Origin of the sequence: Bradyrhizobium sp. 45 (assembly GCF_023073155.1) — a bacterium.
Taxonomy (GTDB): domain Bacteria; phylum Pseudomonadota; class Alphaproteobacteria; order Rhizobiales; family Xanthobacteraceae; genus Bradyrhizobium; species Bradyrhizobium canariense_D.
Genome location: NZ_JADPIX010000122.1, coordinates 562,221 through 579,752 on the forward strand (window position 1 = coordinate 562,221; position 17,532 = coordinate 579,752).

The 17,532-nt window shown below is 64.2% G+C and carries 16 protein-coding genes and 2 pseudogenes; 12 read left to right on the top strand and 6 right to left on the bottom strand.

Annotation, left to right across the window (positions count from 1 at the left end; translation table 11 throughout):
* Nucleotides 1-32: 32 nt before the first annotated feature.
* Nucleotides 33-602, bottom strand: a complete 570-nt coding sequence (locus IVB42_RS23000; RefSeq protein WP_018453365.1) for an alpha-ketoglutarate-dependent dioxygenase AlkB — start codon at nt 600-602, stop codon at nt 33-35.
* A 79-nt stretch (nt 603-681) separates the two neighbouring features.
* Here IVB42_RS23000 and IVB42_RS23005 point away from each other — a divergent pair, with 79 nt between their 5' ends.
* Entirely contained in the window at nt 682-822 is a 141-nt protein-coding gene (locus IVB42_RS23005) for a hypothetical protein (RefSeq protein ID WP_007597071.1), read from the top strand.
* Here the strand turns inward: IVB42_RS23005 and IVB42_RS23010 are convergent.
* The 3 genes and pseudogenes from IVB42_RS23010 to IVB42_RS23020 form a co-directional block, all read right to left on the bottom strand.
* Nucleotides 779-1,453, bottom strand: a pseudogene (locus tag IVB42_RS23010) (HAMP domain-containing sensor histidine kinase); the annotation flags it as partial. The gene IVB42_RS23005 and the pseudogene IVB42_RS23010 sit on opposite strands and share 44 nt — an antisense overlap.
* A 10-nt stretch (nt 1,454-1,463) precedes the next feature.
* Nucleotides 1,464-2,918 carry a dihydropyrimidinase gene (gene hydA, locus IVB42_RS23015; protein ID WP_018453367.1) on the bottom strand — a complete coding sequence of 485 codons (1,455 nt, stop codon included), beginning with the start codon at nt 2,916-2,918 and terminating at the stop codon, nt 1,464-1,466.
* Between the two features lie 112 nt (nt 2,919-3,030).
* Complete coding sequence (locus tag IVB42_RS23020; protein WP_026232519.1) at nt 3,031-3,639, bottom strand: TetR/AcrR family transcriptional regulator; 609 nt, start codon at nt 3,637-3,639, stop codon at nt 3,031-3,033.
* A 103-nt stretch (nt 3,640-3,742) separates the two neighbouring features.
* Here IVB42_RS23020 and IVB42_RS23025 point away from each other — a divergent pair, with 103 nt between their 5' ends.
* The 6 genes and pseudogenes from IVB42_RS23025 (at nt 3,743) to IVB42_RS23050 (ending at nt 7,873) form a co-directional block, all read left to right on the top strand.
* The gene (locus IVB42_RS23025) at nt 3,743-4,438 is read left to right on the top strand and encodes a PspA/IM30 family protein (RefSeq protein ID WP_018453369.1); all 696 of its coding nucleotides are present in this window, start codon (nt 3,743-3,745) and stop codon (nt 4,436-4,438) included.
* A 39-nt stretch (nt 4,439-4,477) separates the two neighbouring features.
* Nucleotides 4,478-4,753, top strand: a complete 276-nt coding sequence (locus IVB42_RS23030) for a YiaA/YiaB family inner membrane protein (protein WP_007615098.1) — start codon at nt 4,478-4,480, stop codon at nt 4,751-4,753.
* Nucleotides 4,754-4,977: 224 nt separating this feature from the next.
* Entirely contained in the window at nt 4,978-6,042 is a 1,065-nt protein-coding gene (locus tag IVB42_RS23035; RefSeq protein WP_018453370.1) for an amidohydrolase family protein, read from the top strand.
* 13 nt (nt 6,043-6,055) lie between these two features.
* Nucleotides 6,056-7,167, top strand: a pseudogene (locus IVB42_RS23040) (amidohydrolase family protein).
* Nucleotides 7,168-7,181: 14 nt separating this feature from the next.
* Nucleotides 7,182-7,595, top strand: coding sequence for a Rieske (2Fe-2S) protein (locus IVB42_RS23045; protein ID WP_018453372.1), 414 nt, complete (start codon nt 7,182-7,184; stop codon nt 7,593-7,595).
* Between the two features lie 71 nt (nt 7,596-7,666).
* Nucleotides 7,667-7,873 carry a hypothetical protein gene (locus IVB42_RS23050; protein ID WP_007615092.1) on the top strand — a complete coding sequence of 69 codons (207 nt, stop codon included), beginning with the start codon at nt 7,667-7,669 and terminating at the stop codon, nt 7,871-7,873.
* A gap of 164 nt (nt 7,874-8,037) precedes the next feature.
* Here IVB42_RS23050 and IVB42_RS23055 read toward each other — a convergent pair whose 3' ends face one another.
* On the bottom strand, nt 8,038-8,883 hold the full coding sequence (locus tag IVB42_RS23055) for an SDR family NAD(P)-dependent oxidoreductase (protein WP_018453373.1): 846 nt from the start codon (nt 8,881-8,883) through the stop codon (nt 8,038-8,040).
* A gap of 194 nt (nt 8,884-9,077) precedes the next feature.
* Between IVB42_RS23055 and IVB42_RS23060 the strand changes: the two genes are divergently transcribed.
* The 4 genes from IVB42_RS23060 (at nt 9,078) to IVB42_RS23075 (ending at nt 14,309) form a co-directional block, all read left to right on the top strand.
* A complete protein-coding gene (locus tag IVB42_RS23060) occupies nt 9,078-10,574 on the top strand; it encodes an aldehyde dehydrogenase family protein (RefSeq protein WP_247299325.1) in 1,497 nt (498 codons plus the stop codon).
* A 119-nt stretch (nt 10,575-10,693) separates the two neighbouring features.
* On the top strand, nt 10,694-11,821 hold the full coding sequence (locus tag IVB42_RS23065; RefSeq protein WP_026232520.1) for an alkene reductase: 1,128 nt from the start codon (nt 10,694-10,696) through the stop codon (nt 11,819-11,821).
* Between the two features lie 217 nt (nt 11,822-12,038).
* Nucleotides 12,039-12,542 (top strand): GFA family protein, encoded by a 504-nt coding sequence (locus IVB42_RS23070; RefSeq protein WP_018453376.1) that lies wholly within the window; start codon nt 12,039-12,041, stop codon nt 12,540-12,542.
* Between the two features lie 105 nt (nt 12,543-12,647).
* Complete coding sequence (locus IVB42_RS23075) at nt 12,648-14,309, top strand: thiamine pyrophosphate-binding protein (protein WP_018453377.1); 1,662 nt, start codon at nt 12,648-12,650, stop codon at nt 14,307-14,309.
* A gap of 160 nt (nt 14,310-14,469) precedes the next feature.
* Here the strand turns inward: IVB42_RS23075 and IVB42_RS23080 are convergent, their stop codons facing one another.
* Nucleotides 14,470-15,849 (bottom strand): LLM class flavin-dependent oxidoreductase, encoded by a 1,380-nt coding sequence (locus IVB42_RS23080; protein WP_247395371.1) that lies wholly within the window; start codon nt 15,847-15,849, stop codon nt 14,470-14,472.
* A gap of 241 nt (nt 15,850-16,090) precedes the next feature.
* Here IVB42_RS23080 and IVB42_RS23085 point away from each other — a divergent pair, with 241 nt between their 5' ends.
* On the top strand, nt 16,091-17,500 hold the full coding sequence (locus IVB42_RS23085) for a M20 family metallopeptidase (protein WP_018453379.1): 1,410 nt from the start codon (nt 16,091-16,093) through the stop codon (nt 17,498-17,500).
* Nucleotides 17,501-17,532 lie beyond the last annotated feature (32 nt).

Below are 17,532 nucleotides of genomic sequence, written 5' to 3' on the forward strand. Positions count from 1 at the left end.
TTGTTTTCGCGTTTTTTTGTTTGGCCGACCTGTCAGGCCTGCTTCATCGTCCGGAAGGTGATGGAATAGCGGCGCGCCTCGACCGGCGGGATGCTGTGCTCCCATTGCGACCGCGCCTCGCCGTCCATCATGTAAAGCGAGCGCGGCCGGGCTTCGAGCGTGTGGCGCTCCCATTTGTCGCCGCTACGGCGGCGGAAACGGAATTTGCAGGACGAGCCCAGCGACATGCCGAGGATTTTGTCGAAATGCGGCTTGTCGCGATGCCAGCCGATGCCGACGCCGGCCTCGTATTCGGTGCAGAGCACCTGCCGCACGCTGCCGCCGGCAAGCCCAGCCCATGCCTCGACCTGCCGCGCGACGGGCAGGACCCAGTCCGGGATCGGCTCGGCCTCGGCCAGCCGCTGCAGCGAATAGTCATAGCGATAGCCGAAGGACGCCACCCGGCGGTTGCCCTCGAAGGCGCCGAACTGGAAGCGCTGGAGCGGCAATGCTGCGATGCGGCCGATGAGCGCCTGCTCGACGGCGGTCTCGACGAAGTCATCGGCATAGCGAAGGCCGGCGGGCCCTGCGTGCGGATCGTCGAACAAGCCAAGCTGCGTCATTCCTCGCATTTCCGTGATGGAACCTAATGGTGGCTGATGCGACTTACATATGACGCGGAAAGTAACATGCGAGGCTGTCATGGCAGAGAAGCATACCGCCGATCCGGCAGAGATCATGCGGGCGACCGGTCATCCTGAGCTGGAATACGCAGCCGGCTGGACCATCGCCGGTCTGGTCACCATCGGCACCATCGTCGCCGCCTGGGTGTTCGCGATCTAGCCATTGGAAACTGCAGCTCGAACGCCGCGCCCTGATCGGTCGGCGTGAGCCTGATCGAGCCGCCATGGCTCGCCATCACCGCGCGCGCGATCGCCAGCCCCATCCCGGTGCCGCCCTGGTCGCGGCGCGTGGTGAAGAACGCGTCGAAGATCCTGTCACGGTTCGGCGTCGAGATCGGCTCGCCGTCATTGCTTACCGTCACACGCAGGGTCGTACGCTCGTCGATCGCTTTCAGCCTGATTGTCCCAGCCTTGTGTCGCATCGCATTATCGGCGAGATGCGACAGCACGATGAGCGCCTTCTCGGCCGACATGCCGATCATCAGGTCGAGGCTGCCGCTGGCCTCTATCGAGCTCGCCGGAAATCGGCTCCTGAGGTCGGCAATCACCGGCGCCAATTCCGTGCGCTCGTTTTGCGGCAGGCTTTCGGCACGCGCGAGTTCGCGCAGCCGCTGCGCCATCGCTTCCAGCCGCTTTGTGTCGGACAGGATGTTGGCGATGAACGTCTCCTGCTCGGCCGGCGTCAGGCTGCCCGCTTTGCCCTGAAGCGTCCGCGTCGTGTAGATCACCCCCGCGACGTGGTTGTTGACGATGACAGGCATTGCCGAAAACACGTGGACGCCGAGGCCGCGGCCATCAATTCTACGGCGTCACCGCTCCGCGGGGCACGGCGCGTGGGGCGGTCAGCTCCTTCCACGTCGAATTGGCGACATGCACGGGCGAGAACGCCGGGCGCTCGACATAACGGCCGTCGCCGGCCTCGGCGCGCAGATCGCCGTCTTTCCAGACGATTCGGCCGCGCGACAGCGTCGCCGCCGGTCCGCCGGTGCAGGAAAACCCCTCGAACACGTTGTAATCGATCCGGCTCATCTGCCGCTTCGCGCTGATGGTCTTGCTCGCCTTGGGATCCCAAACCACGATATCTGCATCCGAGCCGACGGCGACCGCGCCCTTGCGCGGATAGATGTTGAGGATGCGGGCGATATTCGCCGAGGTGACTGCGACGAATTCTTCCTTCGTCAACCGTCCCGTGGCGACGCCCGCGGTCCACAGCAGGGCGAGGCGATCTTCGAGGCCGCCGGTGCCGTTCGGGATCTTTCTGAAATCGCCGAACCCGAACCGCTTCTGCTCGGTGGTGAAGGCGCAGTGGTCGGTCGCGACCACCTGCAGCGAGCCGGCTTGCAGACCGGCCCAAAGACTATCCTGATGCGACCTGTCGCGGAACGGCGGCGACATCACGCGCTGCGCGGCATGATCCCAGTCCTTGTTCTGATATTCACCGGCGTCCAGCAACAAGTGCTGGATCAACGGCTCGCCATAGACGCGCTTGCCCGCCGCACGTGCGCGCGCGATCGCCTCATGCGCTTCGCGGCAGCTCGTGTGCACGATATAGACCGGCGTCCCCGTCATGTCGGCGATCATGATGGCGCGGTTGGTGGCTTCGCCCTCGACCTCCGGCGGCCGTGAATAAGCGTGTCCCTCGGGCCCGGTGACGCCGCCCGCGATCAGCGCCTCCTGCATCAGGGCGACGACGTCGCCGTTCTCCGCATGCACGACAGGCATGGCGCCGAGATGGGCGCAGCGGGCGAACGAGTTGTAGAGCTCGTCGTCGTTCACCATGAGCGCGCCCTTGTAGGCCATGAAGTGCTTGAAGGTGTTGATGCCGTAGGTTTTGACCACGGTCTCCATCTCGTCATGGATCTGCTTCGACCACGACGTTACCGCCATGTGGAAGCCGTAGTCGGAGGCCGCCTTCTCGGATTTGTGTCGCCACTCCTGATAGGCCGCGAGCATCGGCTGGCCTGGATCGGGCAGGCAGAAATCCACCACCATGGTGGTGCCGCCGGCCAGCGCCGCCTTGGTCCCCGATTCGAAATCGTCGGCGGTGACAGTGCCCATGAACGGCATTTCGAGATGAGTGTGCGGATCGATGCCGCCCGGGATGACGTAGGCGCCGCCGGCATCGATGACCTCGCACCCCGTCGGCGCATCGAGCGATTGCCCGACCGCGACGATGGTCTCGCCGTCGATCAGCACGTCCGCGCGGCGCGAATGATCATGATTGACGACGGTGCCGCCGCGGATGAGGAGGGGCATTGGATGCTCCGGAGAGGAAAGTGGACCTCGCGAAGCTAAGCGCGCGGCACACGACGCGACAGGTGAAATTTTAGTCAGGCACGCCGACAGTTGAGCCGTGCTCTCTCGGCCCCTACGCCGCCCGCGCGATCAGCCCGTCAATCATCGCGCGCACCAGGCCCGCGATTTCCTTCCGGAGCGCCGGCAGCGGCACCGCGACCAGTTTCTGCTCCAGTCCCAGCGCCACCATGCCATGCACCGCCGAGAACAGGCTGCGCGCGGTGATGCCGAGCTCCTCCCGACTGCGTTTTGGAAATAGCGCGGCCAGCGGCTGGTAGACGTGGCGAAACAGCTGCAGCTGGTCGTCGATGGACCAGTCGGGGAGGGGCTTGTCGGCTGCCATGCGGTGCTCGAACAGAGCGCGCCACAGTTCGAGATTCTCCGCGGCGAAATCGCAATAGGCGAGAGCAATGCGGACCAGGGTCTCCTGCGGCGACGGCTCGCGCGCGCTTTCCGCCGCGCTCAGGGCCCGGTCGAGCCGAAGCAAAGTGCGCGAGCCCACGCGCAGGATCAGTTCATCGACATCGGCGACGAGATTGTAGACCGCGCCGTTGGCGCAGCCGATCTCGCGGGCGAGATCGCGGGTCTTTAAACCCGCCAATCCCCTGTCGGCGATCATTCGTTCCGCCGCCAGGATCAAATCGGATCGAAGTTTCTCTCGGCGTTCCAATGGCTTAGTCATCTGCAAACCAAATTCTTGAGCGTCGCTCAAATATTCCTTGAACGATGTTCAAGTTTCTTGCTACAAACCATCCGTGAGCAACGCTCATAACAGGGAGCTTCAGATGTTCAAGACCGTAGTGACACTTTTCCGCGGCAGCGTGGCCGCCGCCAGCGAGGAGCTGGAAGACCGGACGGCCCTTCTGATCCTCGATCAACAGATGCGCGACGCGGCCGCGGCCGTCGAGCGCGGCAAACGGACCCTTGCGCTGGCGATTGCGCAGGACCAGCAGGAAGCTCGCAAGCTCGAGGCGACCGTCGCCCGCATCGCTGATCTCGAGATGCGCGCGGTCGCGGCGCTCGACGGGGACCGCGAGGATCTCGCCAACGATGCTGCCGAAGCCATCGCGGGCCTGGAGGCCGATCGCGATGCGGCGCTGACGGCCCGCGCACTGTTCGCAACCGAAATCGCGCGGCTGAAGCGGCACGTCGCAAGCGCGCAGGCCCGCATCACCGAGCTCGACCGCGGCCGCCGCGTCGCCCGTGCCTCGGAAGCGGTGCGCTCGCTTCGCCGCAGCGGCATCGAGGCGGCACGCCCCTACGAATCCACGCTGCCGGAGGCGGAGAGCACTTTGAGGCGTCTTCGTGAGCGGCAGATGGAAGCCCAGGCCGCCGACGACGCGCTGGTCGAGCTCGATGCGGCCACCGGTCCGCTCGCCACCGCCGAAAAACTCGCCGAGCAGGGTTTTGGCCCCAGGCTCAAGACGACCGCGGACGACGTGCTGGCACGGTTGAAGTCCAAGCGCACGCCGACGGTCTGATCCCAAACCCATCATCATTCGAACCAACAGGAGACCATCATGAACCAGAATGGCCAGCCCCACAGCGGCGCCTGGGTGACTTTCACTTACGTGTCCTTCGCAGCCTCCGCCTTCCTCATCGCCATCGGCATCTTCTTCCTGCCGATCGACCTCTGGATGAAGGGTTATCTCACCATGGGCATCGTCATGTTGATCCAGACTTGCATCACCCTGACCAAGACGGTCCGGGACAACCATGAAAGTAGCCGGATGGTGAACCGCATCGAGGATGCCAAGGCGGAACGTCTGCTGATGGAAGTCTCCAAGGCGGCCTGAGAGGCATGACAATACGCAAGGAAGCAGCGGAGCAATTTGTTCCGCTGCTTCGCGCCGGATGCATTCCGTCAAACCTTATCGCGCCAGCGAAATGCAACCGAGCCATGACGGATCGCGCGGGCGTGCGCTCTTGCGCACCGGCAGCGGCCGGAGCACTCTGCACGAGCGGCACACAAAGAATGCCGCCAAAAAGATGTGCTTACAAGATCTCGGCGAGGAACTTCATGGCGGTGACGCGGATCGACTGCGACATCCACCCGGCGGTTGGTGGCACGCGCACGACGCTGCTGCCGTATCTCAGCGATCACTGGAAAGAGCAGGTCGTGAGCCGCGCCATCGACGGGCTCGATCTCACCTCCTATCCGCCCAGCATGCCGCTGGCGGGCCGCGCCGACTGGCGTCCGGCGAACGGCGCAAAGCCTGGTTCCGATCTTGCGATGGTACAGAAGGGCGCATTCGAGCAGTTGGGTGCCAGCCACGCGATTCTCAACGTGCTCTACGGCGCTCAGGCCGTGTTCGATCCCTACATGGCGGCCGACTTCTGCAGGGCGATCAACGACTGGATCGCGACTGAGTGGCTGTCGCGCGATGCGCGCTTGCGTGCCTCGATCGTGGTGCCGATGCAGGATCCGGATCTGGCGGTCGAGGAGATCGAGCGCCGCGCCGGCGATCACCGCTTCGTGTCGATCCTCGTGCTGGCGCAGGGCGAGACGCTGCTGGGACGCCGGCATTTCTGGCCGGTCTATCGGCTCGCGGAAAAGTACAAGCTGCCGCTCGCGATCCACGCCGGCACGCAATATCGGCAGGCGCCGAGCTCGGCCGGATGGCCGTCGCACCGCTACGAATATTACTTCGTCGAGGCGCAGGCATTTCAGGCGCAGATCCTGAGCCTGATCTATGAGGGCGTGTTCGGCAAGTTTCCGGACCTCAAGGTCGTGCTGATGGAATCCGGCGTGAGCTGGCTCCCGGCTTTCATGTGGCGCGCCAACAAGACCTGGCGCGGCGTGCGCGTCGAGGTGCCCTGGGTCGAGCGCGAGCCGGCAGCGATCATCCGCGACAGTTTTCGTGTCACAATGCAGCCGTTCGACGCGCCGGGCGACGCCAAAAGCGTCGAGGAGATCATCGACCAGATCGGCTCGGACAAGATGTTCCTGTTCGCGTCCGACTATCCGCACTGGCAGTTCGACGGCGACGATCCGATCCCGCCGGACCTGCCGAACAGCATCATCTCGAAGATGTGCGTCGACAACCCGCTGGAGACGTTTCCGCGGCTGTCGCTCGCCAACTAGACCGGAGTTTCGCATGAGTGACGTCATCGACCGCCCACTACGAGAAGACGAAAAGCCTGCCGCTTCGCGGCTGCGCATCGTCGATTGCGACGTTCATCCGAGCCTGCATTCGTTCGACGATCTCAACGAGTTTCTGCCAAAGCGCTGGCAGCAGCATCTGAAGGAATATGGCAGCCATTTGCGCACGCCCTATCTGTTCACCACGCCCTATCCGCGCTCTTCGCCGCTGATCGCGCGGCGCGATGCCTGGCCGCCGACCGGCGGGCCGCCCGGTTCGGATCTCGCCTTCATGCAGAAGCAGCATCTCGATCCGCTCGATGTCGAGTTCGGGATTTTGCAGGTGCTCGATCTCTTCATCTTCTCGCAGCAGAACCTCGAATTCGGCGCCGCGATCCAGCGTGCCATCAACGACTGGCAACTGGCGTTCTGGTCGCATCGCGACCCGCGCCTGAAGGCTTCGATCCTGGTCGGGCAGGACGGCGTCGATCTCGCCATTGCCGAGATCGAACGCTGCGCGAAAATCGGCGAATACGTCCAGATCAACGTCTCGCCGCGCGCCAACGAGCCGTTGGGCCGCCGCCGCTACTGGCCGATCTACGAGCGTGCCCAAGAACTGGACCTGCCGCTCGGCATCCATGTCGGCGGCTATGGCGGGCATGCGCCGACCGGTGGCGGCTGGCCGTCCTATTATGTCGAGGAGCACCAGTCCAACGCGCACACCATTGCGGCGCAGCTTGCCAGCCTCGTGATCGAGGGTGTGCCGGAGCGTTTTCCGAAATTGAAGTTTGTCTTTATCGAGGGCGGCTTCGGCTGGATCCCGTCCGCGGTGTGGCGAATGGACCAGCATTTTGAGCGGTTTCGCAGCGAGGTGCCGCATCTCAAGGCAAGCCGTCGGAATATGTCCGCGAGCATTTCTGGTTCACGACGCAACCGATCGACGAACCTGACGAAGCCCGGCACCTGCGCTCGTTGATCGAATGGGTCGGCATCGACCGTCTCCTGTTCTCGTCGGACTATCCGCACTGGGATTTTGACGATCCGCGCTTTGCGTTCAAGACGCCACTGACGGAGGCCGAGCGAAGGAAGATCTTCAGCACCAATGCCCGCGCGGTCTACAAGTTCTGAGAAGGTCTGCACGGATGGCCCGTCACATCGTCGCGTCCACCTCGGAGATCCCACCCGGTGGCAACAAGGTCGTCGATGTCGCCGGCCGCGACATTGTCGTGTTCCACGTCAATGGCGAGTTCTTCGCTTTGCTGAACCGCTGCCCGCACGAAGGCGCGCCGCTGGAGAAAGCGGCCTGTGTCGCGCGACTGACCTCGCCCGAGCCCGGCATCTATCAGCGCTCGCGCGTCGGCGAGATGCTGCGCTGTCCCTGGCATGGCTGGGAGTTCGACATGCGCAACGGCCAATCCTGGTTCGACCCGAAGCGCGTCAAGATTAAGTCATATCCGGTCGCGGTGGAGCGAGGCGAGGAACTCCAGAAAGGCCCGTATGTTGCCGAGACCTTTCCGGTGCATGTCGAGGACAGCTACGTGATTGTCGAGGTCTGAGCAGCCGTTTCGGATTGTGATTTCGCCGCAGGTGGGATAAGCCTCGCCCGCATTTATGGCGGAGACGAGCTTTGTCGAAACAATCACTGCGTGAGGAGGCCGAGCGCCTGATCCGCGAATCGATGGAAAAGAAAACCGTCGTCGTCAAGCAGGGCGATACTCGCATCGAGGCCGTCTGTGGTAAATGCGGCGCCCCGAACCGTGTGCAGGCGCCAAAGGGCCAGACCCGCATCAAGTTCGCCTGCAAGAATTGCGGGCATCAGCAAGAGACGCTGTAGGTTTCTTCGCCCTCTCCCCCTGTGGGAGAGGGTGGCTCGCCGCATAGCGGCGAGACGGGCGAGGGGTTTCTCTCTGCGAGAGACACTGCTCCTGAATTTGCGGATGCAACCCCTCATCCGGCGCTTCGCGCCACCTTCTCCCACAAGGGGAGAAGGAAAAACGCCTAATCCCCCTTCACGAACTTCGCGAATGCATCCGCATGGTCCGGGTGCCAGCGTGACAGCGGCGGGCGGTTCTCCACGATGTCGCCGGCGGCCCACAGCATGCGCTTTTCATCGAGCGCGCGCGGGACATCGTTGTCCGGGCACAGAATGTAGAAATCCCCGGCCTCCAGCCGCGCCAACATGAAATTCACGGTCTGCTCGGCCGTCCAGGCGCCGGCCGGCTTCTCTGTGCGGCCCTTCGCGGTAAGGCCCGTAAAGACGAAGCCGGGAATCAGCAGATGCGCGGTGATGCGGCAACCCGCAGTGTTGCGCAGCTCGTGCTGGAGCGCTTCCGTAAAAGCTTTCACGCCTGCCTTGGAGACGTTGTAGGCGGGATCGCCGGGCGGGGTGGTGATGCCCTGCTTCGACCCGGTGTTGATGATGAGCCCCGCGCTGCCGCGCGCGATCATGTTGGGCGCGAAGGTGCGCGAGCCGTTGATGATGCCCCACATGTTGACGCCGATGATGCGCTGCCAGTTGTTGGGTTCGCCGAACAGCGTGCTGCCGGGCTGGATGCCCGCATTGTTCATGAGGATGTCGGTGCCGCCGAAGCGCTCGTGGACGGCGCGCTCCAGTTCCATCACGCTCTCGGCCTTGCTGACGTCAATCGCGAAGGTCATCACATGTGCGGCGGACGTGAGGGATGAGAGTCTTGTCGCGGCGTCCGCCAGCCGCGCCTGATCCACATCGGCGATACACACCTTCACGCCGTTTCGCGCGAAGGCTGCGGCGGCGGCGAATCCGATGCCGGACGCGCCACCGGTGATCACGGCAACATTGTCTTTGATGATCGCGGGATGTGGCATGGATCGGTCTCCGGGGAGGGGCTCGGTCGTGCTATAACATGGCACTCGCGCGACCCCGCACAAGTCGGCATGGGAGGTGTTCGTTCCGCGCCGACTCTACGCCTCTACTTTACGCCTGTCCGGCATCGCAGTATTCTATCGATCAACGATCCCACCCAGATCGAACCAATCAATCATTGACAGGGAGTTCAGCCATGGCTGTGTCGCAGGCTATTCCGATCACGCGCCATCCATTCGCCAACGGATCCTACAAGCAGATGCTGATCGACGGGAAGTGGGTCGATGCTGCCTCAGGCAAGCGCTTCGAGACCCACAACCCCGCGACCGGCGAACTGCTCGCAACAGTGGCCGAGGGCGACAAGGAAGATATCGATCGCGCAGTTGCTGCCGCTCGCCGCGCCTTCGAAGGGCCCTGGAGCAAGGTCAAGCCGTTCGAGCGGCAGAATCTGCTCCTGAAGCTTGCCGACCTCGTCGAGAAGAATTTCGACGAATTGTCGCAGCTCGACACGCTCGACATGGGCGCGCCGCTCAGCCGTACCCGTGCCTATCGCCTGCGCGCCGTCGGCATGCTGCGCTATTATGCCGGCCAGACCACCGCGATCCATGGCGAGACCATCGAGAACTCGCTGCCCGGCGAAATCTTCTCCTACACGCTGAAGGAGCCGATCGGCGTCGTCGGCGCCATCATTCCCTGGAATGGTCCGCTGACTGCGACGATCTGGAAGATCGGTCCGGCGATCGCGACCGGCTGCACCGTCGTGCTCAAACCGGCCGAAGAAGCGCCGCTGACCTCGCTGCGCATCGCCGAGCTGGCGATGGAAGCGGGCGTTCCGCCCGGCGTCATCAACGTCGTGCCTGGCTATGGCGAGACTGCGGGCGCGGCGCTTGCCGCACACCACGACGTCGACAAGGTTGCCTTCACCGGCTCGCATGTCACGGGCCAGTCGATCATCCGCGCCTCGGCCGGCAACCTCAAGCGCGTCTCGCTCGAGCTCGGCGGCAAGTCGCCGGACATCGTGTTCGCGGATGCCGATCTCGATGCGGCCGTGCCGGGCGCTGCGATGGCGGTGTTCGCCAATTCGGGACAGATCTGCAGCGCCGGCACCCGGCTTTTCGTCGAGCAGTCGATCTATGAGGAGTTCGTCGGCCGCGTGGCCGAGTTCGGCAAGAAACTGCAGGTCGGCAACGGCCTCGATCCCAACACCCAGATCGGACCGCTGGTGTCCGAGCAACAGCTCGAGCGCGTCACCAGCTATCTCGACATCGGCCAAAAGGAAGGCGCGCGGGCGCTTGCCGGCGGTGGCCGCGTCACCGAAGGCGCGCTTGCAAAAGGCTTCTTCGTCTCGCCGACAGTGTTCGCGGGCGTCCAGGACAATATGCGCATCGCGCAGGAGGAGATCTTTGGTCCCGTCATTTCGGCGATCGCGTTCAAGGACATGGACGAGCTGGTCAAGCGCGCCAACGCCACCACGTTCGGTCTCGGCTCGGGCCTGTGGACGCGGGACGTCAGCAAGGCGCATGCGGTCGCGAAGAGGCTCCGTGCCGGTTCGGTGTGGGTGAACTGCTACCAGGCGATGGACCCGGCCGTGCCCTTCGGCGGCTACAAGATGAGCGGCTACGGCCGCGAATCCGGCAAGCAGCACGTCGAGGAATATCTCAACGTGAAGGCGGTGTGGATCAAGACGGCGTAACACTGGTCTTTCCCGCGTTCCGCGGGAGGGAATATCTGCTTTTGCAGGGGCGGCGCCTTCTCTCGGTAGCCGCCCCTCGCTATATGATGCGCATCCTTCCTTCGCCATTAGAGGCCAGCATGAAATTCGAGGCGTTGTTTCAACCGTTGCAGGTCGGTCCGTACACGCTCGCGCATCGCGTCGCGATGGCGCCGTTGACGCGCATGAGGGCCGAGCGCGAGAGCTTTTCGCCGCGGCCGCTCAACGCCGAATATTACGGCCAGCGCGCCACCCAAGGCGGCCTGCTCATCGCCGAGGCCTCGCCCGTGCTCTCGCACGGCCGCGGTAATCCAGCGACGCCCGGCATCTATTCGGAGACGCAGATCGCGGGCTGGCGCAAGGTGGTCGACGCCGTGCACGCCAAGGGCGGCATCATCTTTCTCCAGCTCTGGCACGTCGGCCGCGTCTCGCATTCCTCCTTCCACGGCGGGGAGCTGCCGGTCTCGGCCTCCGCGATCCCGATCAAGGCCGAAGGCATGAAGGCGATGACTGCCGACGGCAAGATCTCCAACTATGAGACGCCGCGCGCGCTGGACACGGATGAAGTCAAGGGCATCGTCGAGGCCTTCAGGCAGGGTGCGAAGAACGCGCTGGCCGCCGGCTTCGACGGGGTCGAGATCCACGGCGCCAACGGCTATCTGCTCGAGCAATTCCTGCAATCACGCAGCAACCAGCGCACCGATCAATATGGCGGTTCGATCGAGAACCGCGCGCGGCTTCTGCTCGAAGTGACCGAGGCCGCGATCGACGTCTGGGGCGCGGGCCGCGTCGGCGTGCGGCTGTCGCCCCACGGCATCGCCAATGATTCCGGCGAGCCCGATCCGATGCCGCTCTACACGCACGTGGTCAACGCGCTCGACAAGCTCGGTCTTGCCTATCTGCATTTCATCGAACCGCGCTCCAGCGGCTCGGGGCGCGCCGAAGTCAACTGGCAGAACGTGCCGTCGGCGATGCTGCTGTTCCGCCCGCTCTACAGCGGCGTGCTGATGACCGCCGGCGGATTTACCGGCGAGACCGCGAACGCCGCCATTGCGGAGGGGCATGCTGACATCATCGCCTTCGGCCGCATCTTCATCTCCAACCCCGATCTGCCGCTCCGCCTGCAGCACGATTACCCTCTCACGCCGTATAACCGTGCGACGTTTTACGGTGGCGAGGAGAAGGGTTATACGGATTATCCCGCGTACGACGAACTGACGCCGGTCTGACACTGCTGTAGCCCGGATGAGCAAAGCGATATCCGGGGTTCACTCAAGCTCTGGTCTTCCCGGATGTCGCTTCGCTCATCCGGGCTACAGAGTTATTGTGTTGCCCCGACTGACACCACGAACTCCGTCATTGCGAGCGCAGCGAAGCAATCCAGACTGCCTCGGCGGCAAGACTCTGAATTGCTTCGCTGCGCTCGCAATGACGAGAGGAGAGACAATGGCCAAAGCCGCAGCCGCCGCAGGTATAGCCACCGGCCAGTGCCTCTGCGGCAGGGTTACCTTCGAGATCGACGTTCCCGCACGCTGGGCCTGGCACGATCACTCCGCCGCCAGCCGTCGCGCCCACGGCGCCGCCTATGCAACCTATGTCGGAAGCTGGAAGAAGCGGTTTCGCATCACCGCAGGTAAGACGGCGCTGACGCGCTACGAGGACAAGGCAACGAAGACCGCGCGCAGCTTCTGCGCGCATTGCGGCACGCCGATCGCATATGAGCGCCCGCGCGGGCCGCATATGGTCAACATCCCCCGTGCGCTGTTTAGGGAACGCACCGGCCGCCAGCCGCTCTATCACATCGCGATCGAAGAGCTGCAGGAATGGACCTATACCGGCGAGCCGCTGGTGCCGCTGAAAGGCTTTCCCGGTGTGGTCTGGCAGCGCTCGAAAAAAAAGAAGCGGGCGAGCGGCGAGGATCCGTTCGAGTTGGGGCGCGAGGAGATGTAGCGCTGTCCCACGCAACGCAGCCATGACCGCGCTTCCTTGCGCGCCTCCCGCGATTTCGGCCATCATGCTTTTTGCCTTGCGGCAACGTCCGCCTCTGGAGGAAACATGAAGAACAAGATCACCGGCCGCTCCGCCTTTCTCGCGTTGCTCAAGGACGAGGGCATCACGCATCTGTTCGGCAATCCCGGCACCACCGAGCTGCCGATCATGCATGCGCTGAAGGATCACCCTGACCTCGCCTATGTGATGGCGATGCAGGAGAGCCTGGTGGTGGCGATCGCGGATGGCTATAGCCGCGCCTCCGGAAAGCTGGTCGCCTGCAACGTCCATGTCGCGCCCGGCCTCGGCAACGCGATGGGCTCGCTCTACAACGCCCAGTTCACGGGCACGCCGATGATCCTGACCGCGGGCCAGCAGGAGCAGGGCCACGGACTGATGGAGCCGGTGCTGTATGGGCCGCTGGTGCGCATGGCCGAGCCGCTGGTGAAATGGGCGGTCGAGGTGACGCGGCTCGAGGATCTGCCGCGCATCGTGCGCCGCGCCGCAAAAGTCGCAACCACCCCGCCGACCGGGCCGGTGTTCATTTCATTGCCCGGCGATATCCTCAACAGCGAGGCAGGGATCGATCTCGGTCGCTCCACCCGCATTGACGCTCGCACAAGACCATCGGATGAGGCACTGAAGGCGTTCGCCGCCCGACTGCTCAGGGCCGAGCGTCCCGTGATCGTCACCATGGACGAAGTGGTCAAGAGCGATGCGCTGATGGAGGCCGCCGAACTCGCAGAACTACTCGGCGCGGCTGCCTACCAATCCTCGACGCCCTATGGCTCGCACTTCCTCTCGGAGAGCCCGAGCTTCGTCGGCACGCTGGCACGTGTCCAGAAAGTCGCGCGCGACACGCTTGCGCCCTTCGACCTCTTGATCGCGCTCGGCGGCGATCCCTTGCGGATGTCGGTCTACAGCGAGGTCGACGCGCTGCCGGAGGGCCTTGGCATCGTGCAGATCGGCCTCGGCGATTGGGAGATCGCCAAGAACTACGGGGCTGAGATCGCGCTGAAGGCGGATTTGAAGGAAACGCTGCGCGCGCTGATCCCGGTGTTGAAGGAGATGGGCGGCGCTGCCCTGGCGAGCCGCGCGAAGCAACGGCTGACCGAACTCGCGCCGAGGAACTGGACCGCGCGGCGCACCGCGCTGGTCGAGCAGATCGGCAAGGCCGCGGACCGCAGCCCCATCGATCCGGACTGGCTGGTGCTGCAAATGGTCGAGGCCATGCCCGCTAATGCCATCCTCGTGGACGAAGGCCTCACCTCGAGCCGCCAGATCACGGCCTTGCGTGCGCACCGCGATCGCTTCGGCTATCACGGCCTTGCCTCCGGCGGCATCGGCTGGGGCCTGCCGGCCTCCGTCGGCGCCAGCATCGCCAATCCCGATCGCCCGGTGGTCTGCTTCTCCGGCGACGGCAGCGCGATGTATTCGATCCAGTCGCTGTGGACAGCGGCGCATCACAAGCTGCCGCTCAATGTGGTCATTGCCAACAATGGCGGCTACCGCATCATCAAGCAGCGCCTGCTCGCCTTCCACGGCGACGACAATTACGTCGGCATGGATTTTGTCGATCCGCCGGTGGATTTCGCGGGCGTGGCTAAGGCGCTGGGATGTGAGGCAATCAAAGTCAGCGATCCCCGAGAGTTGAAGGCGACGCTGGCGTCGGCGTTTGGCCGGCCGGGGACGAAACTGATCGAGGTGATGGTGGACGGGAAGCTGTAGGGCAGCGTCACCTGCGGCATTGGTGCCGCCACATTATCAGTCGTGATCACCCGCGAAGGCGGCTGATCCAGTATTCCAGAGCCGGCGGTGATTGAGTCGAGACGCTGCGGCGTACTGGATGTCCCGGTCAAGCCGGGGCATGACAGCGTACCTAGCGGCGCTACCCCTTTCTCCCCACTCTGAACCCTGCCGCCGGATGCGGCGCACCTAGCCGCGCCCGCCCCTCGCCGAACAGCTTCTCGCGTAGCGTGCCCTGCGCGTACTCCGCCTTGTACCGCCCGCGTCGCGTCAGCTCCGGCACCAGCATGTCGGCGATGTCCTCGAAATCGCCGGGTGAGATCGCGAAGGCGACGTTGAGGCCGTCGACATCGGTCGCCTCGAACCACGCCTCGATCTTGTCCGCGACCATTTCCGGCGTGCCGACCACGACGGGACCTGCGCCGCCGACGCCGACATGCTCGATGACGTCGCGCACGGTCCAGACGCGATCGGGATCGGCGCGGGTGACGTTATCGAGTGCGCTGCGGCCGGCATCGTTCTGAACATGGCGCACCTGCTGATCGAGCTCGTAGCCGGAGAAGTCGATTCCGGTCCATCCCGACATCAGCGCCAGCGCGCCTTCCGGGCTGATGTGGCGGCGATAGTCGGCATATTTTTCGTTCGCTTCGGCTTCCGTCCGCCCGAGGATGATCGTCATCATCGAGAACATCAGGATTTCCGCCGGATTGCGGCCGAACGCGGCGGCCTCCTGACGGATCGCCGATACGCGCGGCGCGATCACCTTGGCTGACGGCCCCGACATGAACACGCATTCGGCGTGCCGTGCCGCGAACTGCCGTCCGCGCGGCGAGGTGCCGGCCTGATACAGCACGGGCGTCCGCTGCGGCGACGGTTCGCTCAGGTGGATGGTGTTGTTGATGCGGTAGTTCGCGCCCTCGTGGTTGACGCGATGGACCTTTGTGGGATCGGTGAAGATGCCGCGCGTGCGGTCGCGCAGCACGGCGTCGTCCTCCCAACTCCCTTCCCAGAGCTTGTAGACGACCTCCATATATTCGTCCGCGATCTCGTAGCGGTCGTCGTGCCCGATCTGCTTGTCCTTGCCGGCGCCGCGCGCGGCGCTGTCGAGATAGCCGGTGACGACGTTCCAGCCGACACGCCCCTCGGTGAGATGATCGAGCGTCGACATCCGCCGCGCGAACGGATAGGGCGGCTCGAAGGAGAGATTGCTGGTGACGCCGAAGCCGAGATTCTGCGTCACGGCGGCCATTGCCGACAGCAGCAGCAGCGGATCGTTCGAGGGCGACTGGGCTGCGTTGCGCAAGGCTGCGTCAGGACTGTTGCCGTAGACGTCATAGACGCCGAGCACGTCGGCCAGGAACAGTCCGTCGAAACGGCCGCGCTCCAGCGTTCTGGCAAGATCGATCCAATAGGGCAGGCGGTTATATTCGGCAGTGCGGTCGCGCGGATGGGTCCACAAGCCCGGTGATTGGTGCGCGACGCAATTCATCGCAAATGCATTGAGCCTGATCTGCTTGGCCATGATGGTCCCCCGGCGCCCTGTACCGGGCGCTCTTCGAATGATAGAGCTGCGCCCGAACTTGGCGAAGTTCTTGCATATAGCGCGACGTTGGCAAGGCCAAAATCAGCGGCGCTGCCGCGCTTGGCAAGCCAATCTCAAGAGAGCAAGAACGAAATCCCAAGACTATCGAAGTCCCCGCCACTTTCGGAGGCCTGCCCGTATCGGGTATGCTCCTTCGCCTCGCAACCTAAAAAAGAAAATAATGACCAGAGCCGATGCCATCGCCCGCGCCCGTGACGATTTTGAATCGGGCGCGTTCCTCGCCGAACTCGACCGCCGCGTCGCCTACCAGACCGAGAGCCAGAATCCGAACCGGAGCGTCGAGCTGCGCGCCTATCTGGAACAGGAGATGGTGCCCGCTTTTGCCGCGCTCGATTTCGAAAGCCGGATGATCGAATCTCCCAGCGGCAAGGCGCCGTTCCTGTTCGCCGAACGCCGCGAAAGTGAGACGGCGCCGACCGTGCTGATCTACGGCCATGGCGACGTCGTTGACGGGATGGAAGGCGAGTGGCGCGACGGCCGCGATCCCTGGCGCACCACGGTTTCGGGCACGCGTCTCTACGGTCGCGGCACCGCCGACAACAAGGGCCAGCACAGCATCAACATGGCGGCACTCCGCGCGGTGCGCGAGGCCCGCGGCGGCAAGCTCGGCTTCAACGCCAAGTTCATCCTCGAGATGGGCGAGGAGATCGGCTCGCCGGATCTCGGCAAGGTCTGCGATCTCAATCGCGATGCGCTCAAGGCCGATCTGTTCGTGGCCTCCGACGGGCCGCGCCTGTCCGCCGACCGTCCGACCCTATTCCTCGGCTGCCGTGGCGGCATCCGCATTCATCTCGATGTGAACCTTCGCGACGGCGGCCATCACTCCGGCAATTGGGGCGGTGTGCTCGCCAACCCAGCGACCATTCTGGTCAACGCGATCTCGACGCTGGTCGACGGCCACGGCCGCCTTCAGCTGGACGCGCTGAAGCCGCCGCGCCTCACCAACCAGATCCGCAGCTATCTTGCGGACGTGCAGGTGGTGCCGACCGAGGACGAGCCGGCGTTGGCCGAGAACTGGGGCGAGGAGGGTCTTTCGGCGGCCGAGCGGCTCTATGCCTGGAACACGCTCGAAGTGCTGGCGATGTCGTCGGGAAACATCGAGAAGCCGGCCAACGCCATTCCCGGCCACGCCAATGCCGTGCTGCAACTGCGCTTCGTGGTCGGCACCAAGGTCGACGGCCTGATCGAAGCCGTCCGTGCGCATCTGGTCGAAAGGGGTTTTCCGATGGTCGAAGTGCGGGCCGCACAGAGCTTCGCGGCATCGCGCACCGATTTCGACAGCCCCTGGATCGCATGGGCGGCGAATTCGGTGAAGGAGACTACCGGCAAAGTGCCGGCGGTGCTGCCGAATTTCGGCGGCTCGCTGCCCAATGACGTGTTTTCCGAGATATTGGGCCTGCCGACGATCTGGGTGCCGCACTCCTATCCCGGCTGCTCCCAGCATGCGCCCAATGAGCACATCCTGCTGCCATTGACCGAAGAGGCCTTGACGGTGATGGCCGGCCTGTTCTGGGATCTCGGGGAATTGCCAAGCCCGCTAACAAGCCCGCTAACGCGCCCGCCGGCCTGAGCCGTTAACCGGAGCCGCGATCCAGCCAAAAG